This is a genomic window from Chryseobacterium candidae (assembly GCF_004916905.1).
In the GTDB taxonomy this organism is placed as follows: Bacteria; Bacteroidota; Bacteroidia; order Flavobacteriales; family Weeksellaceae; genus Chryseobacterium; species Chryseobacterium candidae.
Window position 1 is genome coordinate 54,517 of the sequence record NZ_SDLV01000025.1, and the last position, 26,021, is coordinate 80,537.

A 26,021-nucleotide genomic window follows, 5' to 3' on the forward strand; every position below is an offset into this window, starting at 1 on the left:
AAAATGGAAGAAAACAACCTTATCAAAGACATTCAGCCGAAATCTGAAACATTCAAACTTATCCAGAAATATGTTTTGAACAAGTATACCATTACGATCTGTCTGTTTTTGGTATGGATGATTTTTTTTGATAAAACCTCATTTCTTGTTATTAATGAACTCAATGGTGAGATTCATAAATATGAAGAGCAATTGGATTATTATAAAAAAGAATACGAGAAAAACGATGCTTTTTATAAAAAACTGATGAACAACAAGTCAGAAAAAGAAAAATACGCAAGAGAAAATTATTTTATGAAAAAACCGAATGAAGAGATCTTCATTCTTGTGGTAGACAGCACAAAAGTGGCTAAAAAATAATAAAAGTTGAATAGAATTATATTAATGATGAAATGGATTTTTAGTTTTAAAAAAAATTCAGTTGCGAAGCAAAATTCACTATTGATAATTCACAAATAATAAAAAACTAATGTCAAATACAGATATACTTTCAAACTGGGAAAATCTAGTCAAAAAACAGCTTAAAACAGAGGATATTTACCCTGTTTTAGAGAAACAGAATCTGGAAGGAATAGAGGTGAAGCCTTTTTACACAGAGGTTCAGAAACCTTTGGTAAACCTGCCAAGGGTTGAAGAAAGCACTCATCTGGTAGCTAGATATCATGAAAGTCTGGAAGAAGAAGTATTTGCATTTATGCTGGATCAGAATGTAGAAAATCTGGATCAAAAAACTCTTTTTGTTAATAATAAAGATCTGGCAGGACACATCAGTCCTAAAGAAGAAGATCAGTATTTTTCACTGATCGATGTTTTTAATGAAAAAGAAGGAAGCATAGATGATCAACTGGTAAGAGAATTACTTTCAAAAGATTTTAAAAGAAATATCTGTGTAGACATATCATTCCACCAGAATGCCGGAGCAGCCATCTGTCAACAGCTTGGAATTGCCCTTGCAAAAGCTAAGGAGTTAGTAGAAGTTTATGGATCCGAAATTTTAAATAAACTTATATTCAGAATAGCAGTAGGAGGAAGTTATTTCTTTGAGATGGCTAAACTGAGAGCTTTTAAGATCGTTTTTAACCAACTCTCAAAAGAATACGGTCTGGATGAAGTCCCTTATATATTTGCAGAGACTTCCCTTCGAAATAAGGCCGTTTCTGATAATGAAAACAACCTGATCCGTTCTACCCTGGAACTTGCTTCTGCAATGATCGGTGGAGCAGATGCTGTTTTTTCTAACAATTATCTTGTAGACAAAAGTACGGATAACTCGGAAGAAATCTCTTTCAAACAACAGATTGTTCTGGCTTACGAAAGTATTATCAACGTATTTGAAGATGCTTCTAACGGAAGTTATTATGTGGAAGATATTACCCAGCAGTTTGCAGAAAAAGCATGGGCTTTATTTGTTGAAATAGAAGAGGTTGGTGGATATCTCGAACTGTTGAAACAGGGAGTTATTCAGAAAAAGATCTACGATCATGCCATTGAAGAGCAGCAATGGATTGAAGAAGGGAAAATAAAGCTGATAGGAGTGAATATGTACCCTAAATTAGACGTTAAAAAGTCTATTGCAGATCTTTACAGCGAAAAAGAAATAAAAGCCGTTCGTTGGGCTGAAATGTTTGAATAAAGCACTTTAAAATAAACTGAGATACTTCGACTCCGCTCAGTATGACACGGTTAATTATACTGTCTTAATTTTTCAAGAGTAAATTAGACATTTAGCATTAGCGTTGTCATGCTGAGCGGAGTCGAAGCATTTTAAACAAATGAATATAAGAAGTGGCAGAATCTGTGGGAAATAAACTATTAAACAAAGAAATTCAAAACTATATCAATGCAAATCTAAAAACAGATCTGCACTCATTATTATTAAAAAAATCACCATTTCCGAAGGTTTCTATGCATGAAATTGTGCAGCAGATCAAAGGAAAACAGGTTGCAGAAAGAAAATTTCCATTTCTTTTAAAAGAAGGAATTCTTTTCCCGCCACAGCTTAATCTGGAACAGTCATCTTCAGAAAAGACAGCTCTTTATAAATCTGAAATGCTGAAAGGAAATAAATTCATTGATCTAACAAGCGGTTTTGGGATTGATGCCTTTTATCTGTCTCAAAATTTTGACGATATCACTTTAGTAGAACAAAATACTGAGCTTTTAAATATTGTTGAAAATAACTGGTGTATTTTAGGTCGTAAGGCGAAATTCATCAATCTAAAACTTGAGGATTTTCTGAATGGGAATCAGGAACACTTTGATGTCATTTATCTTGATCCGGCCAGAAGAGACGAACAAAAAAACAAAGTTTTTCTTTTGGAAGATCTGTCTCCTGATATTTTGGAAATTCACGAAAAGCTCCTCTCTGTTTCCAGCCAGGTAATTATTAAACTTTCCCCGCTAATTGATCTTAAATATCTTGTTTCAGTACTTCCGGGTATTTCAAGGATTGATGTTATTGCCCTTAAAAATGATGTGAAAGAAGTAGTTGTATTGCTTTCCAGCGAAAATGCGGACAAGATCATTTGTAATTGTGTGAACCTGGACAGTAGTGAGCCTGTTTTTAGCTTTACATTTGGGGAAGAAGAAACTGCGGAATCGGAATATTCTGAACCGGAAAACTATATTTATATTCCCAATCATTCCATTTTGAAGGCGGGAGTCTTTAATTTGATTTCTCAGAAATTTGCCCTGAAAAAGCTTCATCCTAACAGCCATCTTTATACTTCCAGTGAAAAAATTGAGAACTTTCCCGGCAGAACTTTTGAAATGGAATCTGTTGATTCTAAAAGTATTAAAAAGAAAGGGCAGTTTAATATTATTGCAAAAAACTACCCTTTGAAACCTGAAGAAATCAAAAAGAAATACGGTTTAAAAGACGGAGGAGATCAGTATCTTATTTTTACCCAATCCAAAAAAGGGAAAATAATATTAAAATCAGTATAAAAATGTTGCCGAAAAAAGCAGGATTTCTTACTTTTGGGCAATTAAAAATTGAAGCATGTAATCGCTTGCTGTTTGGACGGTCAGAATAGATTGAAAATAGCACGGTTTCATATTACCTTTTAAAAAAAATAATTTTACATATGAAAAAATTAGTTATATGTTTAGCGATTGCAACGGTAGCGGTAAGCTGTAAAAAAGTTCCGCAAGGAGGAAACAAAGCTACTTTGAAACTTGAAGAAGGAGTAGAAAGATATTCTGACGCTCCTCAGGGAGAAGCTCACGGACATGAAGCCGGAGCTGCAGAGCACAAAGAAGAGGCTCATGCAAAACCAGAAGCTGCTGCTCCAAAAACAGACAGTACTGCTGCAGTAAAACCTGCTGAAGCTGATAAAGCTCCAAAAGCTGAACACTAATTAGAAGTACAAAATATATAATTGCCCTGTTTCTGCAGGGCATTTTTTATTAAAAAGAAGGCTATAAGGTTCATTAGTACAAGATTGGGAAAATCCTTTCTTTTTGTTTGTCCCTGCCGGGCATTTTTTTTAATTTTAACAAAATAAATTTTTACAATGCAAGAGACATTAAGTTACATCAACGAAAACAAACAGCGTTTCGTGGATGAATTATTTGAGTTATTGAGAATCCCTTCTATTTCTGCAGATCCGGCGTATAAAGATGACGTTTTGAAATGTGCAGAGGTAGTGGCAGCACACCTTAAAAATGCTGGAGCTGATAATGTGGAAGTGTGCCAGACAAAAGGGTATCCAATTGTTTTCGGGGAGAAAATTTTAGATAAAAGCTTACCTACAGTATTGGTATATGGGCACTATGACGTTCAGCCGGCAGATCCGTTGGAATTATGGACAAAGCCGCCATTCGAGCCTTATATTGAGAAAACTGAATTACATCCTGAAGGAGCCATTTTTGCCAGAGGTTCTGCTGATGACAAAGGACAGTTCTTCATGCATTTGAAAGCCTTTGAAGCCATGATGAAGACCAATGCTCTTCCTTGCAATGTTAAATTTATCTTAGAAGGAGAAGAAGAAGTAGGTTCTGTAAGCTTAGGCGACTGGGTAAATGAAAATAAAGAAAAATTAGCGTGTGACTGTATCTTAATTTCCGATACACATATCTACAGCAACGAACAACCAACTGTAACAACAGGTTTAAGAGGTTTAAGCTATGTAGAAGTAGAAGTGGAAGGGCCAAACAGAGACTTACACTCAGGCCTTTATGGCGGAGCTGTTCCGAATCCTATTCATGTTCTTTCCAGAATGATTGCTAATCTGATCGATGAAAACGGTCATATCACCATTGATGGGTTCTATGACAATGTTGAAACGGTTTCAGATGCTGAGAGAGCTGAAATGAATAAACTGAAGGACAATCCGGAAGAATTTAAAAAATCAATCGGATTAAGCAATATCGAAGGTGAAAAAGGTTATACTACTTTAGAAAGAACATCTATCCGTCCTACTTTAGACTGCAACGGAATCTGGGGAGGATATACAGGAGAAGGCGCTAAAACAGTAATTCCTTCAAAAGCTTTTGCTAAAATTTCAATGCGTTTGGTTCCTTACCAGACTCCACAGGAAATCACAGAGAAATTCACGAAATATTTCGAAAAGATCGCTCCGGATACGGTAAAAGTAAAAGTAACACCTCACCACGGAGGAATGCCTTACGTTTTACCAACCAATACAAAAGAATTTGCTGCTGCAAAACAGGCAATGGAAGCTGCATTTGGAAAAGAAGTTCTTCCGTACAGAGGAGGAGGAAGTATTCCGATTACAGCCATGTTTGAGCAGGTTTTAGGAGCTAAGTCTGTATTGATGGGCTTTGGCTTGGATTCTGACGCCATCCACTCTCCAAATGAACATTATGGGCTGTTCAATTTCTATAAAGGGATTGAAAGTATTCCATTGTTCTTTGAGAATTATTCAAAATAATTAATCGAAAATACGATATCGCAAGGTGTTTCTGCAAAGAAATACCTTGTTTTTTTGCTCTTTTATCAAATGCCGGCAAACCTTTTTCAAGGTTTTGAAAATTAAATTCACTGAAAATAAAAGGGTTAATTTTTATTTGCAATAAGTTATTTCACTATTCATTGAAAGTTTATATTTTTAATACAAAACTTAATTTAATATGAAAAAATACTACCAAATTGCATTTTTGCTATCATCGTTATGCATTTTTGCCCAACAGACCATATCCTTTGAACCTATTGAGGGATTCAGCGTTGGAGATATTAACGGGCAGGCAGGCTGGATCAGTACTCCTACGGGAGGTGTGCCGGAAAATGTAACCCATCAGACCATCAATTCAGATAAAGCCAGTGATGGAAACCGTTCCCTGAGAATCGTGAAAGAAAATACGTATGGAACTCAGAATGATCCTGTTATCGGAGGATTTTATAACCTTTCAACCCCTTTGGCCTACAATAATTTTTCTGTATCATTCGATATCAATATGTCACAGCTCAATGGTTCAGATTTTGGTTTTCAGGGAGTAAACAATAGTGATGACGAGTTTGTTGTAAGATTGGATTTTGGAAAGACCGGATGGATAAAGGTCCTCGATATGTTATCTGGTATACAGAATCTTATTTCTACACCTTCAGCCTGGCTGCCCAATACCTGGTATCGCTTGAAAGTAGTTGGAAGTGCCACAGATGTGCGGTATTACCTTAATAACATACTGATCTATACAGGATCAGCAGCAAATTCCTTGAATATAAACCAGCTTCGTTTCGTACATAATAATTCATTAGGATCAGCTTATGTCGATAATATCAAAATTAATAGTGAAGCTGCATTGTCTGTAAAAGACGCAGTGAAAAATGACATAAAACTGTCTATCTATCCGAATCCGGCTACTGATATTGTAAAAATCACAACTCCAAACAAAATCAAACATGTTGAAGTATATGATATGTCTGGAAAGAGAGTGGATGCAACATTCAACGGAGATCAGGTAAATGTTAGCAGACTGGCTGCCGGAGCTTATTTGCTGAATGTAGAAACAGAAGGAAGAAACTTTACAGAGAAGTTTATCAAAAAATAATTACTGATAAATCTTAGGATCAGCGAAGCGCTCCAATTGGAGCGTTTTTGTTATTTTAGAGAATTAAAATTTCAATCATATGTCAGATCAAAAAACAGCTTATATAACTGGAGGAACCAAAGGAATAGGTTTCGGAATTGCAAAAATTTTACTTGAAAACGGTATTGCTGTGGCATTTTCAGGAAGAAAAAGAGATGATGTAATAAAGGCGGAAGAAGAACTTAAGCAATATTCAGGGAATGTATTGGGAATTGTTTCTGATGTAAGAAGTCTGGAAAGTGAACAGGAAGCTGTAAAATATGCCGTTGAAAAATTCGGAAGACTGGATTATATCATTGCCAATGCAGGATTGGGGATTTTTAAGCCTGTAGATGAACTTACGGCAGAAGAATGGAATGATATGATAGAAACCAATCTTACAGGTGTTTTCTATACTTTAAAAGCCTCAGTGGAAGAGTTAAAAAAGACAGAAGGTTATTATATTACCATTTCCAGCCTTGCAGGCGCTAATTTCTTTGAAAACGGAACAGGATACAATGCTTCCAAATTCGGAGTGGTAGGTTTCACACAGGCTGCCATGATCGATTTAAGAAAATACAATATTAAATCTACAGTGATCATGCCGGGATCTGTGGCCACCCATTTTAATGGAAATATTCCGTCTGAAAAGGACAGTTGGAAGATTCAGCCTGAAGATATGGGGAATCTTGTACTGGATATTTTGAAGATGAATCCAAGAGTTTTACCAAGTAAAATAGAGTTTAGGGCAACGAAACCAGCTAAGTAACTACATCTAATGTATTGAATAATAATTTAATAAGTATTATGCATGCATAATATATTTTTTATTTATATTAGCAAAAATTAATTCAAACAAAATCTCTGCATAAATTGTCATGATTTTATGCATTAAAAGGAAAATTAAATAGTACACGTGAAACCCTAAGGTTACATATGACCAATAAAAAAAATTAAGAACAACATATGAAAATATTAGTTTGCATTAGTAGTGTTCCGGATACTACTTCCAAAATTAACTTTACAGCAGATAAATCTGCTTTCGACAAAAACGGAATTCAGTGGGTAATCAACCCTCTAGACGAATTTGCGTTGACAAAGGCGGTTAAACTTCAGGAATCTCAGGGAGCAACAGTAACAGTAATCAACGTAGGTGATGCTGCTACAGAGCCTGTAATCAGAAAAGCTTTGGCAATTGGTGCTAACGATGCGGTAAGAGTAAATCTTGATCCGAAAGACAGCTATTCTACAGCAAAAGAAATTGCAGCTGTGGCACAAAACGGAGGATATGATCTTATCCTTTGCGGAAAAGAATCTATCGATTATAACGGAGGTTCTGTTCCGGGAATGGTAGCTCAGTTATTAAACCAGCCTTTCGTAAATGCTTCAGTAGGATTAGACGTAAACGGAAGTGAAGCTACAGCAGTAAGAGAAATTGAAGGAGGAAAAGAAACTATTTCAGTAAAATTACCGGCAGTTATTGCAGGCCAGAAAGGATTGGTAGATGAGAAAGATCTTATCATCCCGAATATGAGAGGAATTATGTCTGCAAGAACAAAACCTTTGCAGGTGGTAGAGCCTTCTTCTTCAGAAGTAAAAGTTCAGGGAGTATCTTATGACAGCGTTCCGCCAAGAGCAGCTGTGAAAATGGTTTCTCCGGATAATCTTGATGAATTGGTAAGATTACTTCACGAAGAAGCTAAAGTAATTTAATAAGAATCAAGTAAAAAGTAAAAAGATTCAGGATAAAATTTGATGTCATCAGACATGATCTGAATTTCATTACTATTCAGAATTAGATAATCTTGAATCCTGAACGTTAAACCTTAAACAAATTAGAAATGGCAGTATTCGTATACGCAGAAAATATAAACGGAGTTTACAAAAAAGCAGCTTTCGAAGCAGTTTCTTATGCTAAAGCTATCGCTGATAAAGCAGGAGATACCGTTACGGCAATCTCTGTAAACCCAACAGATTCTTCAGATTTATTATACAAATATGGAGCATCAAACGTAATCAATATCAAAGACGAAGGTCTTAAAAATTTCTCAGCAAAAGCATTTGCACAGGCTGTAAGTGAAGTAGCAGACGGAAATATCATCGTTTTCCCTCACACTACTGATGCTTCTTCCATTGCTCCTATGCTTGCGGTAATGAAGAACTATTCTTTAATTACTAACGCATTGGAAGCTCCTGAAAGCCTTTCTCCTTTCCAGGTAAAAAGAAGAGCATTCTCCGGAAAAGGTTTCATGCATGCAAAAGCAGAAGGGAACGGAGTAATCGTTACTGTTTCTCAAAACGCTTTCGGTGTTAAAGAAAATGCAGTATCAGGTTCTGAAGAAGTAAGAAATTTATCGGTAGCTAATGAAGATACTAAAGTGATTTCTCACGAGCAGAGCTCAGGTAAATTAGACCTTAAAGAAGCTGAAGTTGTTGTTTCTGCAGGTAGAGGAATGAAAGGACCTGAAAACTGGGGAATGATCGAAGATCTGGCAAACGTTTTAGGAGCAGCTACAGCATGTTCTAAGCCCGTTTCTGATATCGGATGGAGACCTCACACAGAACACGTAGGACAAACAGGAAAAGCTATTTCTCCGAATCTTTACATTGCAGTAGGGATTTCAGGAGCGATTCAGCACCTTGCCGGAGTGAACTCTTCAAAAACTATCGTAGTAATCAACAGTGATCCTGAAGCACCGTTCTTCAAGTCTGCTGACTACGGAGTAGTAGGAGATGCTTTCCAGATTATTCCTGCACTAACAGAGAAAATTAAAGCAATTAAAGGATAAGAAAGTGAATTGTGAATAGTTAATTCTCGCTTTGCTCGTCGATTTTTAATTAAATAAATCACTTGCGAAACAAAATTCACTATTGACGTTTGACAATCATCAACAATACAGATAAAAGCTCGGCTTTCCGGGCTTTTATTTTTGCGTAAAAAAGTGAAAACACAATAAAAAATTAATCTATATTTGTAGCTATGGATTATAAGCAGCTAATTATTCGCGGAATATCGTACAGCCAGACCCAGTCGGGGGCTTATGCATTGTTATTGGAACATGAAGAAACACACATAAAATTACCTGTTGTTATAGGAAATTTCGAAGCCCAGTCTATCTCTCTCGGTTTGGAAAAAGATATTCATCCACCGCGTCCTCTTACTCATGATTTATTTACAAAATTTATAGTTTCTGCCAATTATGAGCTTATTTCTGTCATTATCTATCAGATTGTAGACGGAGTTTTCTTCTCCAATATCAACTTTAAAAATAAAGTAACCGAAGAAGAACTAATCCTTGATGCCAGAACTTCTGATGCTGTTGCCATGGCCGTAAGATTTGACGCGCCAATATTTACAACTCAGCAGGTTTTAAATGAAGCCGGAATTTTATTGGAACTGGAAGATGTTTCAAAAGAAGAGCAATCATTCTCAGAAACAGTACAGACAGAAGATAACTTAAAATCTATTTCTATGGAAGAGCTTCAGAAATTATTAGACGAAGCTGTTAAAGAAGAAGACTATGATACCGCCCTTGAAATCCAGGAAGAAATCAAGAGGAGGAAAAAGAAAATTGATTAAAGAGATACTTTTTATATAAACTATGAATTTAAAATTACGACTGACCATCCTCAGTTTTCTCCAGTTTTTCGTTTGGGGAGCTTGGCTGATTACGATGGCAAACTTCTGGTTTGGCACAAAACATTGGGATGGAACTCAGTTTGGAGCTGTGTTCGGAACAATGGGAATTGCTTCTATCTTTATGCCAACCATTACCGGAATTATTGCTGACCGCTGGGTAAATGCGGAGCGCATATTTTCAGTATTACACATTCTTTATGGGGTTATTCTTTTTATTTTACCTCATTCTGCAGACCCGAATTCCTTCTTTTCAGTAATGCTTGTGGCCATGTGCTTCTATATGCCTACCATTGCACTTGCTAATTCAATTTCTTATACAATCCTGAAAAATAACAATCTGGATGTGGTGAAAGACTTTCCACCGATTCGTGTATGGGGAACTATTGGTTTTATTGTTGCCATGTGGATCACAAACCTTAGCGGGAATAAAGAAACAGAAGGTCAGTTTTATATCGGAGGTGTTGTAGCAATTTTCTTAGGAATTTATGCCCTTACTCTTCCTAAATGTCCACCACAAAAACTGATTGACAAACACTCACCATTATCCGAGCAGTTAGGCTTGAATGCATTTAAGCTTTTTGGAAGCTATAAAATGGCATTATTCTTTATGTTTTCAATGCTTTTGGGAGCTGCACTTCAACTTACCAATGCATATGGAGACGTATTTTTAAGTGAATTTGCCCATTTTCCTAAATATGCAGACTCATTTGTAGTAAAAAGATCTACCATTATTATGTCCATCTCACAGGTTTCAGAAACCCTGTTTATTTTGGCAATTCCTTTCTTTCTGAAGAAATTCGGAATTAAGAAAGTAATGTTGATATCAATGCTGGCCTGGGTATTAAGATTCGGATTCTTTGCTTATGGGGTACCGGAAGGGTTTGGACTTTCACTGATCATTCTTTCATGTATTGTGTACGGAATGGCTTTCGATTTCTTTAATATCTCAGGATCCCTTTTCGTGGAAACGACTACCGATAAAAAGATACGTTCTTCAGCTCAGGGATTATTCATGATGATGACTAACGGTTTTGGAGCGGTTTTCGGAAGTTACGCCGCTGGATGGGCTATTGATAAGTTCTTTACCCACAAGTTTTCTACAGCTTCAGATCTATCTGCTTATCTTCAGACAACCCCTGATAATCCTACTTTCCTGAACATTCTAAAGAAAAGCTTCAACGCAGCAGTGAATACAGATGGAACTCTTTCCTCTGTGGTGATGGTAAAAGACTGGCAGCAGATATGGCTTTCTTTTGCAATATATGCGTTAATACTGGCGGTGTTCTTTGCCGTACTGTTTAAACATAAACATAACCCGGAAGATGTTTCATCAGTGAAACACTAATTGAAACTTATAATTTATAAGATATTAAATTGCATTTTTGAAAAAAAATGCAATTTTTTTATTTTCATATCCTTGTATATAATAAAGCTTTGCTGAAGAAAAATATGGATTCATATCGGTATTGAAATTGTAAGCGGTGATTTTTAATTCTGTAATAAATAAATTATTTCTTTATCTAATGAATAACAATAGTGATCTTTTTTTATGACTAATGAGCGTTTGTGTAGTGAAATTGTATTTTTAAAACACACTCTTTAAAAGTGTGTTTTTTTTTGTATTTTGGCACTTTAGTAAATATGAAAAATATTCAGTTATTAGGATTACTGTTAGTAATTGCAGGTAGCTTTTTACCCCTGGTACACGTGCCTGTAATAGGGAGCTGGAACTATTGGAAGCTTGATCATTATCTGGCTATTACCTGCTGGATCTTTTCCGCTTGTGCAGTTTTTGGAATTGTAAATAACAGTGCTAAAATCGTTAGATTTTTTGGTATTCTGCTTATTCTTTTATTCGGATTTACCCTGGTTGCTGTGAAAATGCAATCGCTGCAATACTTTAGCTTTTTGCCATTCAAATCCTGGCAGGAGACTTTTGCCGGAATTGTTACATTGAAATGGGGTTGGGCTGTAGAGTTTTTAGGGGCTTTTCTGATGGTTTTTGCAGGTGGAAGTAAAAAAGTAAATAATAGAACACAAATATAAATATGAACTTCTTAAAAATATTTTCAGCAGGAATTTTGTTGATGACGGCCGCACAGACGTATGCCCAGTCAACAGAACAGAAAAAACCGGATAATCCGCCTAAATGTACTAACATAAAAGAAGGGAAGTTTTTAAGACCTAAATATCCGGAAGCAATATGGTATATGACCATTAAAGATAATGTTCAAACCGAATATTTCAATAATGGAAAAGATTATATTAAATCGACATTGGTTTTTGTGGATGACTGCAATTATAAAGCAATTGTGATAGAGAAATCCGATAAAAATGATCCCGCACAGATAGGGGATGTCTTCAATAATAAAATAGTAGCCACTCAGGATAATCTTCTGAAAGTGAATTCCAAAATTGAGGGGACTCAATTCGATCTGGTATACATAAAAGTGAAATAAATTCTAACTATAAAAATGGAATCTTTATTCCGTTTTAGCTAAATAAAAATTATATACATGAAAGAAGTATTCATTGTTTCCGCAGTAAGAACACCTATGGGGAGTTTTATGGGAAGCTTATCAACAGTTCCGGCTACAAAACTGGGAGCAACTGCCGTAAAAGGTGCATTAGATAAAATCGGTTTAGATCCTAATACTGTTCAGGAAATCTATATGGGAAATGTTCTTCAGGCAGGAGAAGGCCAGGCGCCGGCTCGTCAGGTGGCTTTAGGAGCAGGTCTTTCAATCAATACACCATCTACTACCGTAAATAAAGTTTGTGCTTCAGGAATGAAAGCTGTAACAATGGCGGCTCAGGCGATCAAAGCTGGTGATGCTGATGTAATTGTTGCAGGAGGTATGGAGAATATGTCTTTAGTTCCTCATTATTACAATGCAAGAGTAGCTACAAAATTAGGTGATATCAAAATGCTTGACGGAATGGTACTTGACGGTCTTACAGACGTATACAACAAAGTACATATGGGAGTATGCGCAGAAAAATGCGCCGCAGACTATAATATTACAAGAGAAGATCAGGATAACTTCGCAGTAGAATCTTACAAAAGATCAGCAAAAGCTTGGAGCGAAGGTAAATTCAACGAAGAAATTGTACCGGTTTCTATTCCTCAGAGAAAAGGAGAGCCTGTAATTTTTGCTGAAGATGAAGAATATAAAGCAGTAAACTTCGACAGAATTTCAACACTTCCTACGGTATTCAAAAAAGAAGAAGGAACAGTAACAGCAGCAAACGCATCTACTCTGAACGACGGTGCTTCTGCACTGATCCTTGTTTCTAAAGAAAAAATGGAAGAACTTGGATTGAAACCTCTTGCAAAAATCGTTTCTTACGCTGATGCAGCCCATGAGCCTGAAAACTTTACTACTGCTCCGGCAAAAGCATTACCTATCGCTCTTAAAAAGGCAGGATTAGAAGTTTCGGATATTGATTTCTTTGAATTCAACGAAGCTTTCTCAGTGGTAGGTCTGGCAAACAACAAGATCTTAGGATTAGATGCTGCTAAAGTAAACGTAAACGGAGGTGCTGTAGCATTAGGACACCCACTGGGAAGTTCAGGTTCTAGAATCATTGTTACATTGATCAACGTATTGAAGCAAAACAATGGTAAATATGGTGCTGCAGCAATCTGCAACGGAGGCGGTGGAGCTTCTGCTATCGTAATTGAAAACTTATAATTGATAAGGATATAACCATATTTTGTGGTTTAAGATATAAAAATCGGGGTCTTTGAACCCCGATTTTTAGTTACAGAATAGGATAAAATTATCTGACAGTCCTACATTACTATGCATTATTTGAACCTTTCGATTGTATATCCGATCAGCTAATTTACTGATATGAATGAGAGAGTTTCAAACCTTACAACACATATACTCTAATCTGAGAAAGTATAAATTATATTAAAACTTTGATGATTGATTTCAATGCCTTACAATTATTATTTTCAAAATAATATTAAAAACCGTAGAATATTCCGTAGTTTTTCTATTTTTGTGCTACTAATATTTATTTGAAATGTCTGAAACTGAGAATCGACAGCCTAAAAACATAAAGAATAATCCGAAAATTATGAAGGCCTGGGCTGTATATGACTGGGCAAATTCTGTTTATTCCCTGGTTATTACCTCTACTATTTTTCCTATTTATTACTCTATCCTTACCACTGCTTACGAGAAAAAAGAATATGTGGCAGAAACCAAAACATGGATTGATGTTCCGGTAAGGCATATGATCAGAATTTTCGGAGAAGAATATCAGCCGGATGCCGTGTATGGATATTCCCTTACCATATCATTCTTTGTTGTAGTATTACTGTCTCCATTTTTATCTTCATTAGCAGATACCATTGGAAACAAAAAGTCTTTCCTGCAGTTTTTCTGTTATCTTGGGGCAACATCTTGTATGGGATTAGCCATGTTTACAGGAATGCATAACGTATTTCTGGGGCTTTTATTCAGTATTACAGCCAGTGTCGGTTTCTGGGGAAGTTTGGTGTTTTACAACTCTTTCCTTCCGGATATTGCCACACCGGACAGACAGGATGCTCTTTCTGCAAGAGGGTATGTTTATGGATATATCGGTTCTGTAGTTTTAGTGGTAATCTGTTTGGTATTGATTCAGGTTTTTGCCAAAGGGGCAGCTCAGCAGTTACTGTTTACAAGAATCAGTTTCCTGTTAACAGGAGCGTGGTGGTTCGGTTTTTCTCAATATACATTCAAGCACCTTCCTCAGTTTGGAGATGTGAAAGATAAACTTCCTAAAGATTTAGTGCTTTTGAACTATAAGAATATCTTCAAAAGACATGAAGAACAGGGTGGCTTTTTTGAGGTATTTAAAGATAATCTGAGCTTCTATAAAGATATTGCAAAAGAAAGTTTTCACGAACTCTTTAAAGTAGGAGGAGAGCTTTTTAAAGATAAAAACCTGAAATTCTTCCTGTCAAGTTTCTTCTTTTACAGTGTAGGAATGCAGACAATTTTCCTTATGGCAACTTTATTCGGAAAGAGTGAGATCAATCTTGCTCAGGATAAACTGATAGGAACCCTTTTGGTGATTCAGATCGAAGCGATCATCGGAGCCGTTATTTTCTCAAGATTATCCAAGAGAATTGGTAATAAAAATGTTATTTCAATTGCCATCATCCTTTGGATTGTGGCTTGTCTTTGGGCTTATTTCCTGAATAAAGAAAACCCGACCGTTGAATACCAGTTTTATGGAGTGGCTGCAGTAGTAGGTTTGGTAATGGGTGGTCTTCAGGCAATGTCCAGATCTACTTATTCAAAATTACTTCCGGAGAACTCAATGGAGAATACTACTTACTTCAGTTTCTATGATGTATTGGAGAAAATTGCCATTATTATCGGAACATTTATCTTTGCAACATTGATCGAGCATTTCAATAATATGCGTATTGCAGCATTGTCTATGACCATATTCTTTGCCGCAGGATTGATTTTAATCAGATTCCTGAAGGTTAAAATGAGAAAAGACAGAGAAACATTATAAAATTGAAAGACGTTATTTTTAACGTCTTTTTTTTATTTTAAAGAATAAAAAACATTTATTAAGCTTTTTGGTTGAATTTTGTTATATAATTAGTATAAATATTAGAATATAGCGGTTGTTTTTCACTATGTGTTGATTTTTTTTGTTTATTTGTAAAAATGATAAAATTATCAAAATCATGAAAAATTTTCTATTAATTTGTTTTTTGCAGTGTTTTGTGCTGAGTTTTTCTCAGAATTTAAAACCGGTCGCTCAAAAAGTTTTAGAATTTCATAATCGAAAATCAGAATTTAAAACGTATGACTTATTTGAAACGAATAAATCTGCAGATAAAACAGCCGAATACAAAAAAGCAGCAACAGACATCACTGTAATGTCTTTAAAATCTGCAGAATTAAAAAGATTAATCAAAGATAAACCTGATTTTATTGAAATTTCTTTTCCTTTTGATGATGGGAGACAAATCATTGTTGAAATGTACAGACATCAGATCTTAACCAGCGATTTTAAAGTAATTACAGATAAAGGAACAACCGTAGAATATACGCCTGGAGTTTATTATCAGGGAATAGTAAAAGGAGATAATGCTTCTATCGCAGCCTTTAGCTTTTTCAATAACGACATTGTTGGAGTTGCTTCCACCCCTGAATCAGGAAATATAGTGGTAGGAAAAGCTAAAAATTCTGAAGATTTTGTAAGCTATTCAGATTCTAAGTTAACAGGATCTAACCCGTTTGCCTGTGATGTAGACGGGCTGAAAGAAAATCAGGTTCAGAGACCTGTCTTTACACCGGATAATACTAACAAAAAAACAGATAATTGCGTAAGGATCTACTATGAAGCAGGTTATGGTCCTTATACCCAAAATGGGAGTAACACTACCACTACCACCAATTGGGTTACCGCTATGCATAATAATGTTTCAACACTTTATGCCAATGAGAATGTTAATGTAGCATTAAGTGAAGTTTTTGTCTGGACTACCACCGATCCTTATACAGGATCACCCGGCACAATTCTGAACCAGTTTAGAACCACCAGAACCACTTTTAATGGTGATTTGGCACAATTATTAAGAAATCCTGCCACAACAAGTATCGCATATGTAAATTCATTATGTACCGATTACAGATATTCTTACTGCGGTACGAATTTTAATTATCAAAATGTCCCCACTTACTCATGGAATATAGAAGCTATGACTCATGAACTTGGGCATAATTTAGGTTCACCACATACTCACGCCTGTTTCTGGAACGGAAATAATACAGCTATTGATGGCTGTGGACCAGCTTCAGGAAATAATGAAGGATGTACCGCAGCTCTTCCTCCGGCAGGTGGTGGTACCATTATGAGTTACTGCCATCTGGTAAGCAGCGTAGGAATTAATTTTGCAAATGGCTTTGGTGTGCAGCCTGGAACATTGATCAGAAATACCGTGGATTCAAAAGGATGCCTTGGTACCAATTGCATAGCATCATGCCCTGCATCAATTACCAATTTTACAATTACCAATATCACACAGAACTCTGCAAATGCAAATTTTACAGACGTAAGTTCATCATCATGGAAATATAAATTAACTACAAGTAACGGAGCGCTCGTATCTTCCGGAAGTACCAATACACCTTCTTTTAATTTTACAAACCTTCAGCCTGCCACTTATTACAGACTAAATGCAGGCACAAATTGCAGCGGCCCTAATGCATTCCAGCTATCAAAGTTGTTTTTAACTGATGGAGCATGGTGTGACGGAGTTCAATTCTTGGACACAGGAGGCTCAGCAGGTCAATATGGAGATAATGAAGAATTAGTAAAAACATTCTATCCAGCGTCCGGTTCCTCTTTAACAATGACTTTTACTGCATTCGATCTTGAACAAGGCTATGATTATATGTATGTGTATAATGGGGCTTCTACGGCTTCACCATTGTTTGCCAATGGAAATAATTTGAGTGGAAGTACTATACCAGGTCCGTTCACATCTACAGATCCTTCAGGAGCAATAACAGTTAAATTTGTTTCAGATGGAGGCGTTACAGGAAATGGATGGAATGTAAATTTCTCTTGCAGCGTTTTAGCCGTAGAAGATATCAATCCCCCAAATAATTCAATAGACATTTATCCGAATCCTGCCAAAAATATGATAACGGTGTCTTCAAAAGAAAGATTAAGAGGATATAAGATTTATGATGAAGCAGGGAGGTTGATCATTTCTGATTCTTCTCTTAAAGGAAATAAACAGGAAATAAATCTTTCCTCAATTCAGACAGGAAACTATGTTATCACCGTGGAAACAGAAAAACAAACCATCAATAAAAAGCTGATCAAACAGTAATTATAGGACGAATCTTTGCAAAAGCCTGATTTTATCAGGCTTTTTTCGTATCTTTATATAGAAAAAATTCGGCCTGAGTTTTGCTTATATTCAGAGGAATAATTTTTAACTTTGCAAAAAGATTTATTGTCAATATGACCAACCCTTTATTTTATGCAAAAATAATCCTGTTTGGAGAATACGGAATGATTGAAGATTCCCAGGGGCTTGTTGTACCTTACAGCTTCTATAAAGGAACTTTGAAATTCTCAGATTTGAGTTCTGATTTTGAACTTAACTCCAACAGACATCTGCAGAAGTATTCTGAATTTCTTACAGCACTTGATCTTTCCGATAACTTTAAGCTGGATATTGATAGCTTTAAAAAAGATATTTCAAACGGACTTTTCTTTGATTCCAATATTCCTCAGGGATATGGAGTGGGAAGTTCAGGAGCCTTAGTCGCTGCTATTTTTGAAAAATATTCAATCAGTAAGCTGAATCCTGAAAACATTTCAAAAGATAATCTTAAAAAATTAAAAGCTGTTTTTGGGGAAATGGAAAGCTATTTCCATGGAAAAAGTTCAGGGATGGATCCATTGATCTGTTATATGAATCTGCCAATTCTTATCGAAAATAAAGAAAATTTAGACAGGGTAAATATTCCGGAAGGAGAAGAAGGAAAAGGAGCTATTTTCCTGATTGATTCCGGAATGACCGGCGAAACAGGACCTATGATTCAGATTTTCTTTGAAAAAATGAAAACAGAAGGTTTCCGAAAAACCCTGAAAGAGGAGTTCATCCGTTACAACAACGCATGTATCGAATCTTTCCTTAAAAAGGACATGAATCCATTCTTCAGAAATCTTAAGAAGCTTTCTCACTGGGCTTATGAACATTTCCGTCCTATGATCCCTGAAAGTATCTTTAATATCTGGAAAAAAGGGCTGGATTCCAATGCTTATTATCTGAAACTGTGTGGTAGCGGTGGAGGCGGCTATATCTTAGGATTTACCAAAGATTATGCAAAAGCTGAAAAAATGCTTGACGGCTTCCAAAAAGAAGTGATTTACAGATTTTAAACAGATTGGAATGAATTCTGAAAAAGAACCTTTCCAATCTAAAAACTATTTATCAAAATCTCTATTTTACAGATTTTCACAATTCGTGGGGTTTCTCCTCGGAGCACGTTTTTTTGTAGCAGCTCTCCTGACTTTTGCTCTCTATGTTTCTACTTTTTTCCTGTTCAACCAGGATGAATCTTTCAGAAAATTTGTTTTCGATTTTAAAGTACACGGTATTATTTTTTGTACCGTTCTTACTATTCTGGCGGGCGGTATTATCAACCAATTTTACGATCTGGAGAAAGATCATGTAGTAAAACCTTTCAGAACACGGGTTCAGAGCTTTATCAAACAGAAATATTTTCTTTATGCCTATCTGGCGCTCAGTGCTATTTCTTTAGGCGTAGCCTGGATGATTTCTCATAATGTATTTGCTTTTTTTGTAGTTTATCAGTTCTTTATGTGGTTTTACAGCCATAAACTGAGCAGAATATTGATCCTGAATAATCTTACATTTGTCAGTCTCACTTTGTATCCGTTCTTTGGAATGATGGTGTACTACGAAACCTTTTCCAAAAAGGTTTTCCTGATGGCTGTCTTTCTCTTTCTTATCCTGCTCTGTATTGATATTGTGAAAGATACTCTTACCAGGAGTGTAGATAAAGCTTTCGGATATACTACTATTCCTAATTATTTTAAAAGCAGAAATACAAAAATCATTCTGACATCTTTATTGATAGTTACTATGGCAGTTTCAATGAAGATTATTACAAAAACCGGCATCACCGGGTTCATGGCTTATTATTTTGCCGGAGGGCTTTTTGTCATGATTGTATGTATTTATCTTCTTTTAAAAGCTTCAAGAAGAAGCAACTTTCTCACATTGAATGTATTAAGGTTCTGGGTTTTTGTCGGAATCATTGCCATGCTGTTAAATGGAATAGAGCATAAATTGTAAAAAAAATCTTTAAATAAACTGAGGTTATTATTACCTTTGCATAACTAAATTTAATAAATAGGAATGCCCATTTTTAATGATACTAAAATTGCATTTGCAGACAAGTCTGATGCACAATTGAGAAAGGCTTACTGGATGTTTAAAATGATTGAACAGCCAGCTCTTACCAGCCTTGGAACATCTGTTCTGAATTTCACAGTACACAATAACTTTCCTTTCGTTACCGGAATTGTAAAAAATACCTTATTTGCACAGTTCTGTGGTGGTGAAACCCGTGAAGAAAGTATGAAAGTGGTGAAGCAGCTGTTCAAAAGAGGAGTTGGAAGTATTTTTGATTATTCCATTGAAGGAAAAGAAGATGAAGAAACTTTTGATGCGGTTTGCAAAGAAATCAAGGACATTGTAAGATTCTCAGTAGGAAATCCGGCGATTCCCTTTATTGTGTTTAAGCCTACTGCTTTTGGAAGAATTGATCTTTATGAAGCTGTTGGAAAAGGGGCTGAGCTTACTAGCAGCCAGAAAGAAGAATGGGAAAGAGTGGTAAAAAGATTTGATGAAGTATGCAGTCTTTGCCATGAGCATGATAAAAAAGTAATGGTAGATGCTGAAGAAACCTGGATGCAGGATGCAGCAGACCACCTTTGTGAAGAGATGATGGAGAAATATAACCAGCAGAAACCTATCGTCTGGAATACCATCCAGATGTACAGAACCGGAAGATTGGAATATATGGAAGCTCATCTTCAGAGAGCAAGAGAGAAGAATTACTTTATTGGTTACAAGATCGTACGTGGTGCTTACATGGAAAAAGAAAGAGCCAGAGCAGCAGAAAAAGGATATGCAGATCCGATTCAGCCAACCAAAGAAGCGTCAGATAAAAATTATAATGCAGGAATCGATTTCGTGATGGATCATTTGGATAAGGTTTCAGCATTCTTTGGAACTCATAACGAAATCTCTTCTGAGCTGATTATGGATAAAATGAAAGCAAAATCTCTGGAAAGCGGTAATCCTCATGTATATTTCGGACAGCTTTACGGAATGAGTGATAATATTACTTTCTATCTGTCAGATAAAGGCTATAATGTGGCTAAATATCTTCCATACGGACCTGTAAAGGATGTTGTCCCTTATTTAACAAGAAGAGCTCAGGAAAATACCTCTGTAGCCGGACAAACCGGAAGAGAGCTTGGACTGATCAAAAAAGAATTGGAAAGAAGAAAGAAATAATAATATTGTTCTTAATACATTTAATTAGACCTGCAGTTTTGCAGGTCTTTTTTTATGGCAATTAAAGGGGCTGAATTGTATGGTCAATTAATAATAATCAGGGTAATCATCTTATGAATTAATTATATTTTAAAATAAATTAATTTTTATTGCTGATTTTATTTTAAATATTTATATTTGATAGAGTCATAAAAAAACGTATAACTATATCCTCATTTACTATTATGCTTCTGTCTTATGGCAGAACCTTTCCAGTACACGAATCAACTTTATTATAGGTAAATTTTAAAAATAAAATAAAGCAATAGCTTTAGTTTTCTTCTTCAAATATTTTTTAACCTGATCATTTTCTTTGGTCAGGTTTTTTTTAAGGCTCAAAACTTTCGAATTTTCCATTTTCGTAGAAGAGAACGATACGTTTTATTTTATTTTGCTGATTACCAAATAGTTGACCTAATATATGATCGCCGGAATTTTCTAATCGCTGAGAATCCGATATTTTTTCCTGAGCTTTATCCTTGGCGGGTATAAACGATTCTCCGGGACTTGATTTTGGAGCCTCTGTTTCCGTTTCATCACTTCCAAATTCATCGTCGTCTTTCATCATGGTAAAAAGATCGGGTAGTGGAGTCGTTTTCATTTTCTCTTCTTCAGTATTCTCTTCGCTAATTTCTGATTCGGGCAGTTGAGATTTCAACATTTCACCTTCACCGGTAACCAGCCAGTCCCATAGAAGTTCAGGGAAACGGGATTTTATTTTTATGATAAATTCAAGAGACGGTTTGTTTCTTCCTGATGTGATATGTGAAATGGATGAACGCTGCACATCAATCTCATCCGCAAACTCGGAAGGAGTAAGACGAGAATACTCTATAATTTTGGAAATTCTTTCATTTAAACTCATAAAAATAAGCCTTTAATTATTTTACAAATGTAACTCTAATAATTTACAAATGCAAAATACAAATGTAAATAAATGAAAATATTATCTGTATACATTTGTAACTTTAATTTAATTGTTTTTAAATCAATAGATTATACTTTAATTACAATTGTATTTATTTAATATGATAATCTTATTCAGTATATTTCTGTAACCATCTTTGATGGAGTAACGAATCATTATTTTACTTAAATATTAGTTTAAAATTGTAAATTAATGCTTTATTGCATGATATTTTGACCGTTAGATCTCTATAAAAATGCGATTTACATTATTAAACTACTGAACCTACTCCAGAGAGTAGGTTTATATTAAAATCTTCATGAAAATACACATAGAACTTATTATGTTTGATGACAGCTTTGTAAATTACCAATGTAAATGCACTATTTTAAGCCCCTATTAAGCTCAATTTAAAGGAAAAATGCCTTCCTATTAAGCAACTAATTTTTTGTAAGATTAAGGCTCTTAAAAAAAGTGTTATTTGAATAATTTTCTGAAGGGCATCTTGTTTTTTACTCATTTTACATATGTATACATCACTAAACAACCTGGTTTTCCACAATTTTAATGTTTAATAAAATAACACTCAAATGCCTTTAAACAGCATTTTCCGCACTTCAAGTATTGTTAGATTTAGTATTTATATAAATCTCATAAAGTGTTGACTTTTAATATTTTGATTATTTGCTTTTAAATTATTCGCAATCCACAATTTTATCCACAGACAAAATGTCATTATGTACTGTTTGATAATGTTACAAGTGTTAACTCACTTATTAAGTTTAAAAATGGAAATAATAAATGTTTGTAAATCGCAATTAAAATATTTGTCAAATGTAAATTCGTGGTTTTTGATGATATTTACAAATGTTAATTTATGTTTTTGGCTAAAAATGGCTAAATTTGATTTTTGTAAACTATTCCTAAAATGAATTTTGAACAGATCTATTCTCAAAACCCCGATTTCTCAAATCGCTATATTTCCCCTGAAAAATTATTTTCCTATCTACAGACCAATCTCAGCGATTATATTCAGGAGATCGGAACATCCTATTTAGATAAACCTATTTATCAGTTAAGCATCGGTACCGGAAACATTCACGTATTGGCGTGGTCACAAATGCACGGAAATGAATCCAACGCCACTCATGCTATGCTTGATCTTTTGGTAAGCCTTGATAAAGCTCCCGAAATGAAAGAAGACTTATTCAGTAAGATAACACTTGATTTCATCTTCATGCTGAATCCGGACGGATCTGAAAAATGGACCAGACTGAATGCAGCCGATATTGATCTGAACAGAGACTTTCATAATGAAGCAAGTAAAGAGATTAAATTCCTGAAAAAAGCAGCTGCTTCCAAAAAATATGATTACGCTTTAAACCTTCATGAGCAGAGAACCATATTTACTACTGATGGAATTCATCCTGCTACACTTTCCTTTTTAGCTCCTTCCGAAAATGTAGAACGTACCGTTACCGAAAACAGAAAAAAATGTATGGCAGTAATCGGAAGTGTTTACAACCATTTAAAAGAAATGATTCCCAACCAGATCGGAAGATATTCTGATGAATTTTATCCTACTTCTACCGGAGATAACTTTATTAAATCAGGAATGCCAACGATTTTATTTGAAGGCGGACATTTTGTAGATGATTATACGAGAACAGGAACAAGAAAATATTATACAATTGCTCTTTATTATGCACTGAAAGCAATCAGTGAACTGAACTCTGATAGTACAGGATGGGAAACTTATCTTGAAATTCCTGAAAACAAGGAAACGCATTATGATATTATTTACAGAAATGTAAAGCTGAATACAGAGCATGAATGTATTCTGGATATTGCAGTTCAGTACAGGGAGATCAAAGAAGAGGGGAAAAGTGAGATCTCATTTATTCCTTTTGTAATGGAAGCAGGAGATGTAAAACAAAAGAAAGGCTGGCTGGAAATAGACTGTACCGGAAAGAAATTTATTTCTGCCACTAAATATCCGAAACTGGATTCTGTGGTAGAATTTACAATTGAAGATTAAAGGATTTTAAATAATCTCCTCATACAAAAGCTTCGGCAGCCCTCAAAGGCTGCCGAAATTTTTTTATAACTAATTTCCAAAATTCAAATGGCTGTCCACTCATTTATAATGTTATTCAATAGGAATGGGCTTTAGCCCATTTAATTTAATGAATATTCAACCGGCTTTAGCCAAAACTTAATTTTAGAATGTCGATTCCTCTAAAGATTAGTTAACCACTTTAATTCCATTCGCTACAAATCTGATTTCCTCTTTTGGTTCAGTGATAGCATCAATTTCAGACTGGGATTGTTTAGCATCTTCTGCATAATGTTTCTGCTCATTTACAGAAATTACTTTTCTTTCTGCATTCCCATCCAATACTACATTTTTTCCTTTTAACGCTGTAGGTACAAAGAAAGCATAATCTTTCATTTTTACAAAAAACTTAGAATTATCTTCGGTCTGGATGGTAAGCCAGCAGCCTTTTTTGTCACATACGTCAGTCACTTTTCCTTTAATAGATACATTTTCAATTTTTTTGTTATCTTTTTTAAGCTGCTTATTCAATTTATCTACGGTGATCGCTTTGGATTCAGCTGATGAAGTTACCTGACTGCCATAAGTATCACCTACCAATGCTTTCCCTTCCGGAGGTCCGGATTGGGCAAATGCTAGCGAAGAACCTGTTAAAGCGGCTGAAAATAATAAAACTTTAAATTTCATGTTTAATATTTTTCTCAAAAATACTAATTAAAATTGAATCATAAAGGAATAAAAAATGATAAAAAACAGGTGTTTTGATGAATTTTTAACAAAATTGAAAATGAAAGGCAGATTTGATTATATTTGATCCCTATACTTGACTATGCAAAAAAAACTGAAACTATGGGATGCCATCATGCTTGTGATGGGATCTATGATCGGAAGCGGGATCTTTATTGTAAGTGCTGATATGATGCGAAACCTGGGATCAGGATTTTGGGTGATTATCGTATGGGTAATTACAGGAGTGATGACCGTAGCTGCTGCCATAAGCTATGGAGAACTGTCTGCACTGTTTCCGAAAGCCGGAGGACAATATACTTACCTGAAAGAGATCTTCGGTAAAAGAATGGGATTCCTTTACGGATGGGGATTGTTTACCGTAATACAAACCGGAACAATTGCTGCCGTAGCAATGGCTTTTGGAAAATTTACAGCCTACCTGATTCCCTCATTAAATGATGCTGCACCTATTTTCCAGAGTGGTGAATTTAAAATTACATGGATACAGATTCTGGCGATTGCCGTCATTGTTTTGCTTACCTATATCAACACCAGAGGAGTGGAAAGCGGTAAAATTCTTCAGAATATTTTTACAGGTTCCAAAATTATTGCATTATTGGGTTTGATAGCTGCCGGTTTTATATTGGTAGACATTTCTCATTTAGCAGAAAACTTCAGCTGGGGAACAGATTCTTTCAATAACCTTAAAAAAGATTTGAGTGGTAATTTCCTTAAAGAAGGCTGGGAACCCATAGGAGGAATGACTCTGTTAGGCGGAATTGCTGCTGCAATGGTAGGTTCTGTTTTCAGTTCTGTAGCCTGGGAAAGTGTAACATTTGTTTCAGGAGAGATTGAAAATCCTAAAAAAAATGTAGTAAAATCAATGATTTTCGGAACTTCTGCCGTAATGATCCTTTATATAGCAGTAAACTACGTCTACTTAAATGCATTAGACAGAGACGGAATTGCATTTGCTGCCAACGACAGGGTAGCAGTTGCTGCCTCTCAGAATATTTTTGGAAGTGCCGGAACCATTATTATTGCTTTACTGGTTATGATCTCCACATTTGGGTGTAATAACGGATTGATTCTGGCAGGAGCAAGAGTTTTTCAGACCATGGCAAAAGACGGAATGTTCTTTAAATCTGCAGAAAAAAATAATAAAAATGAAGTTCCTGAAAATGCACTTTGGATGCAGGGAGTCTGGGCCTCTATTTTATGTTTAAGCGGACAGTACGGAAACTTATTGGATATGATTTCTTTCGTGATCGTTCTGTTTTATATGATTACGGTTTTTGGAGTTATCTATTTAAGAATGAAACAGCCGGAACTGGAAAGACCTTATAAGACATGGCTTTATCCCGTAACACCTGTTATTTACCTTGTAATCGGAACTTGTTTCTGTATTCTATTGCTTATTTATAAACAGCAGTATACATGGCCCGGCTTTGTTTTGGTGTTGCTGGGACTTCCGGTATACTATTTTATCAATAGAAAAAAAGCAAATACTTAAAATAAAAATAGA

23 protein-coding genes are annotated in these 26,021 nt (G+C 35.3%); 21 read left to right on the forward strand and 2 right to left on the reverse strand.

Annotated features, from left to right (window positions below; translation table 11 throughout):
• Nucleotides 1-3: 3 nt before the first annotated feature.
• From EK417_RS12280 to EK417_RS12370, 19 genes are all read left to right on the forward strand, one after another.
• On the forward strand, nucleotides 4-360 hold the full coding sequence (locus EK417_RS12280; protein WP_002979124.1) for an FtsB family cell division protein: 357 nt from the start codon (nucleotides 4-6) through the stop codon (nucleotides 358-360).
• 109 nt (nucleotides 361-469) lie between these two features.
• Nucleotides 470-1,633 carry a methylmalonyl-CoA mutase family protein gene (locus EK417_RS12285; RefSeq protein WP_136522304.1) on the forward strand — a complete coding sequence of 388 codons (1,164 nt, stop codon included), beginning with the start codon at nucleotides 470-472 and terminating at the stop codon, nucleotides 1,631-1,633.
• A gap of 152 nt (nucleotides 1,634-1,785) precedes the next feature.
• Nucleotides 1,786-2,946, forward strand: coding sequence for a class I SAM-dependent methyltransferase (locus tag EK417_RS12290; RefSeq protein WP_228457927.1), 1,161 nt, complete (start codon nucleotides 1,786-1,788; stop codon nucleotides 2,944-2,946).
• A gap of 140 nt (nucleotides 2,947-3,086) precedes the next feature.
• Nucleotides 3,087-3,359, forward strand: a complete 273-nt coding sequence (locus tag EK417_RS12295) for a hypothetical protein (RefSeq protein ID WP_076594584.1) — start codon at nucleotides 3,087-3,089, stop codon at nucleotides 3,357-3,359.
• Nucleotides 3,360-3,515: 156 nt separating this feature from the next.
• Complete coding sequence (locus EK417_RS12300; RefSeq protein WP_076594585.1) at nucleotides 3,516-4,895, forward strand: dipeptidase; 1,380 nt, start codon at nucleotides 3,516-3,518, stop codon at nucleotides 4,893-4,895.
• A 199-nt stretch (nucleotides 4,896-5,094) separates the two neighbouring features.
• The gene (locus EK417_RS12305) at nucleotides 5,095-6,012 is read left to right on the forward strand and encodes a T9SS type A sorting domain-containing protein (protein ID WP_136522305.1); all 918 of its coding nucleotides are present in this window, start codon (nucleotides 5,095-5,097) and stop codon (nucleotides 6,010-6,012) included.
• 79 nt (nucleotides 6,013-6,091) lie between these two features.
• Nucleotides 6,092-6,799, forward strand: a complete 708-nt coding sequence (locus EK417_RS12310; RefSeq protein ID WP_076594587.1) for an SDR family oxidoreductase — start codon at nucleotides 6,092-6,094, stop codon at nucleotides 6,797-6,799.
• A 197-nt stretch (nucleotides 6,800-6,996) separates the two neighbouring features.
• Complete coding sequence (locus EK417_RS12315; RefSeq protein ID WP_047429867.1) at nucleotides 6,997-7,743, forward strand: electron transfer flavoprotein subunit beta/FixA family protein; 747 nt, start codon at nucleotides 6,997-6,999, stop codon at nucleotides 7,741-7,743.
• Nucleotides 7,744-7,871: 128 nt separating this feature from the next.
• A complete protein-coding gene (locus EK417_RS12320; RefSeq protein WP_076594589.1) occupies nucleotides 7,872-8,819 on the forward strand; it encodes an electron transfer flavoprotein subunit alpha/FixB family protein in 948 nt (315 codons plus the stop codon).
• A gap of 191 nt (nucleotides 8,820-9,010) precedes the next feature.
• Nucleotides 9,011-9,610 (forward strand): bifunctional nuclease family protein, encoded by a 600-nt coding sequence (locus EK417_RS12325; protein WP_076594590.1) that lies wholly within the window; start codon nucleotides 9,011-9,013, stop codon nucleotides 9,608-9,610.
• 22 nt (nucleotides 9,611-9,632) lie between these two features.
• Nucleotides 9,633-11,015, forward strand: coding sequence for a nucleoside permease (locus EK417_RS12330; protein ID WP_136522306.1), 1,383 nt, complete (start codon nucleotides 9,633-9,635; stop codon nucleotides 11,013-11,015).
• A gap of 296 nt (nucleotides 11,016-11,311) precedes the next feature.
• On the forward strand, nucleotides 11,312-11,716 hold the full coding sequence (locus EK417_RS12335; protein WP_076594592.1) for a hypothetical protein: 405 nt from the start codon (nucleotides 11,312-11,314) through the stop codon (nucleotides 11,714-11,716).
• 2 nt (nucleotides 11,717-11,718) lie between these two features.
• Nucleotides 11,719-12,129: a hypothetical protein gene (locus EK417_RS12340; protein WP_136522307.1), complete on the forward strand. Its 411-nt coding sequence runs from the start codon at nucleotides 11,719-11,721 to the stop codon at nucleotides 12,127-12,129.
• Between the two features lie 57 nt (nucleotides 12,130-12,186).
• On the forward strand, nucleotides 12,187-13,365 hold the full coding sequence (locus EK417_RS12345) for an acetyl-CoA C-acyltransferase (RefSeq protein ID WP_076594594.1): 1,179 nt from the start codon (nucleotides 12,187-12,189) through the stop codon (nucleotides 13,363-13,365).
• A 340-nt stretch (nucleotides 13,366-13,705) separates the two neighbouring features.
• Entirely contained in the window at nucleotides 13,706-15,196 is a 1,491-nt protein-coding gene (locus EK417_RS12350) for an MFS transporter (RefSeq protein WP_076594595.1), read from the forward strand.
• A gap of 178 nt (nucleotides 15,197-15,374) precedes the next feature.
• A complete protein-coding gene (locus tag EK417_RS12355; RefSeq protein WP_228457928.1) occupies nucleotides 15,375-17,534 on the forward strand; it encodes a M12 family metallo-peptidase in 2,160 nt (719 codons plus the stop codon).
• A 134-nt stretch (nucleotides 17,535-17,668) separates the two neighbouring features.
• Nucleotides 17,669-18,595 (forward strand): mevalonate kinase family protein, encoded by a 927-nt coding sequence (locus EK417_RS12360; protein WP_076594596.1) that lies wholly within the window; start codon nucleotides 17,669-17,671, stop codon nucleotides 18,593-18,595.
• A 10-nt stretch (nucleotides 18,596-18,605) separates the two neighbouring features.
• On the forward strand, nucleotides 18,606-19,535 hold the full coding sequence (locus tag EK417_RS12365; RefSeq protein WP_076594597.1) for a UbiA family prenyltransferase: 930 nt from the start codon (nucleotides 18,606-18,608) through the stop codon (nucleotides 19,533-19,535).
• Between the two features lie 63 nt (nucleotides 19,536-19,598).
• Entirely contained in the window at nucleotides 19,599-20,765 is a 1,167-nt protein-coding gene (locus tag EK417_RS12370) for a proline dehydrogenase family protein (RefSeq protein ID WP_136522308.1), read from the forward strand.
• A gap of 367 nt (nucleotides 20,766-21,132) precedes the next feature.
• Here EK417_RS12370 and EK417_RS12375 read toward each other — a convergent pair whose 3' ends face one another.
• Nucleotides 21,133-21,669 (reverse strand): helix-turn-helix transcriptional regulator, encoded by a 537-nt coding sequence (locus EK417_RS12375; protein ID WP_136522309.1) that lies wholly within the window; start codon nucleotides 21,667-21,669, stop codon nucleotides 21,133-21,135.
• A gap of 970 nt (nucleotides 21,670-22,639) precedes the next feature.
• On the opposite strand from EK417_RS12375, the gene EK417_RS12380 reads away from it, so the two are divergent.
• Nucleotides 22,640-23,749 (forward strand): M14 family zinc carboxypeptidase, encoded by a 1,110-nt coding sequence (locus tag EK417_RS12380; RefSeq protein WP_136522310.1) that lies wholly within the window; start codon nucleotides 22,640-22,642, stop codon nucleotides 23,747-23,749.
• A gap of 207 nt (nucleotides 23,750-23,956) precedes the next feature.
• Here the strand turns inward: EK417_RS12380 and EK417_RS12385 are convergent, their stop codons facing one another.
• Complete coding sequence (locus tag EK417_RS12385; protein WP_136522311.1) at nucleotides 23,957-24,454, reverse strand: DUF4920 domain-containing protein; 498 nt, start codon at nucleotides 24,452-24,454, stop codon at nucleotides 23,957-23,959.
• Between the two features lie 142 nt (nucleotides 24,455-24,596).
• Between EK417_RS12385 and EK417_RS12390 the strand changes: the two genes are divergently transcribed.
• Nucleotides 24,597-26,009: an APC family permease gene (locus tag EK417_RS12390; protein WP_076594603.1), complete on the forward strand. Its 1,413-nt coding sequence runs from the start codon at nucleotides 24,597-24,599 to the stop codon at nucleotides 26,007-26,009.
• Nucleotides 26,010-26,021 lie beyond the last annotated feature (12 nt).

Bases quoted from the DNA above. Each gene is read 5' to 3' on its own strand.
- EK417_RS12280 (WP_002979124.1), top strand. From the start codon at position 4: ATGGAAGAAAACAACCTTATCAAAGACATTCAGCCGAAATCTGAAACA.
- EK417_RS12285 (WP_136522304.1), top strand. From the start codon at position 470: ATGTCAAATACAGATATACTTTCAAACTGGGAAAATCTAGTCAAAAAA.
- EK417_RS12295 (WP_076594584.1), top strand. From the start codon at position 3,087: ATGAAAAAATTAGTTATATGTTTAGCGATTGCAACGGTAGCGGTAAGC.
- EK417_RS12300 (WP_076594585.1), top strand. From the start codon at position 3,516: ATGCAAGAGACATTAAGTTACATCAACGAAAACAAACAGCGTTTCGTG.
- EK417_RS12305 (WP_136522305.1), top strand. From the start codon at position 5,095: ATGAAAAAATACTACCAAATTGCATTTTTGCTATCATCGTTATGCATT.
- EK417_RS12310 (WP_076594587.1), top strand. From the start codon at position 6,092: ATGTCAGATCAAAAAACAGCTTATATAACTGGAGGAACCAAAGGAATA.
- EK417_RS12315 (WP_047429867.1), top strand. From the start codon at position 6,997: ATGAAAATATTAGTTTGCATTAGTAGTGTTCCGGATACTACTTCCAAA.
- EK417_RS12320 (WP_076594589.1), top strand. From the start codon at position 7,872: ATGGCAGTATTCGTATACGCAGAAAATATAAACGGAGTTTACAAAAAA.
- EK417_RS12325 (WP_076594590.1), top strand. From the start codon at position 9,011: ATGGATTATAAGCAGCTAATTATTCGCGGAATATCGTACAGCCAGACC.
- EK417_RS12330 (WP_136522306.1), top strand. From the start codon at position 9,633: ATGAATTTAAAATTACGACTGACCATCCTCAGTTTTCTCCAGTTTTTC.
- EK417_RS12335 (WP_076594592.1), top strand. From the start codon at position 11,312: ATGAAAAATATTCAGTTATTAGGATTACTGTTAGTAATTGCAGGTAGC.
- EK417_RS12340 (WP_136522307.1), top strand. From the start codon at position 11,719: ATGAACTTCTTAAAAATATTTTCAGCAGGAATTTTGTTGATGACGGCC.
- EK417_RS12345 (WP_076594594.1), top strand. From the start codon at position 12,187: ATGAAAGAAGTATTCATTGTTTCCGCAGTAAGAACACCTATGGGGAGT.
- EK417_RS12350 (WP_076594595.1), top strand. From the start codon at position 13,706: ATGTCTGAAACTGAGAATCGACAGCCTAAAAACATAAAGAATAATCCG.
- EK417_RS12355 (WP_228457928.1), top strand. From the start codon at position 15,375: ATGAAAAATTTTCTATTAATTTGTTTTTTGCAGTGTTTTGTGCTGAGT.
- EK417_RS12360 (WP_076594596.1), top strand. From the start codon at position 17,669: ATGACCAACCCTTTATTTTATGCAAAAATAATCCTGTTTGGAGAATAC.
- EK417_RS12365 (WP_076594597.1), top strand. From the start codon at position 18,606: ATGAATTCTGAAAAAGAACCTTTCCAATCTAAAAACTATTTATCAAAA.
- EK417_RS12370 (WP_136522308.1), top strand. From the start codon at position 19,599: ATGCCCATTTTTAATGATACTAAAATTGCATTTGCAGACAAGTCTGAT.
- EK417_RS12375 (WP_136522309.1), bottom strand. From the start codon at position 21,669: ATGAGTTTAAATGAAAGAATTTCCAAAATTATAGAGTATTCTCGTCTT.
- EK417_RS12380 (WP_136522310.1), top strand. From the start codon at position 22,640: ATGAATTTTGAACAGATCTATTCTCAAAACCCCGATTTCTCAAATCGC.
- EK417_RS12385 (WP_136522311.1), bottom strand. From the start codon at position 24,454: ATGAAATTTAAAGTTTTATTATTTTCAGCCGCTTTAACAGGTTCTTCG.
- EK417_RS12390 (WP_076594603.1), top strand. From the start codon at position 24,597: ATGCAAAAAAAACTGAAACTATGGGATGCCATCATGCTTGTGATGGGA.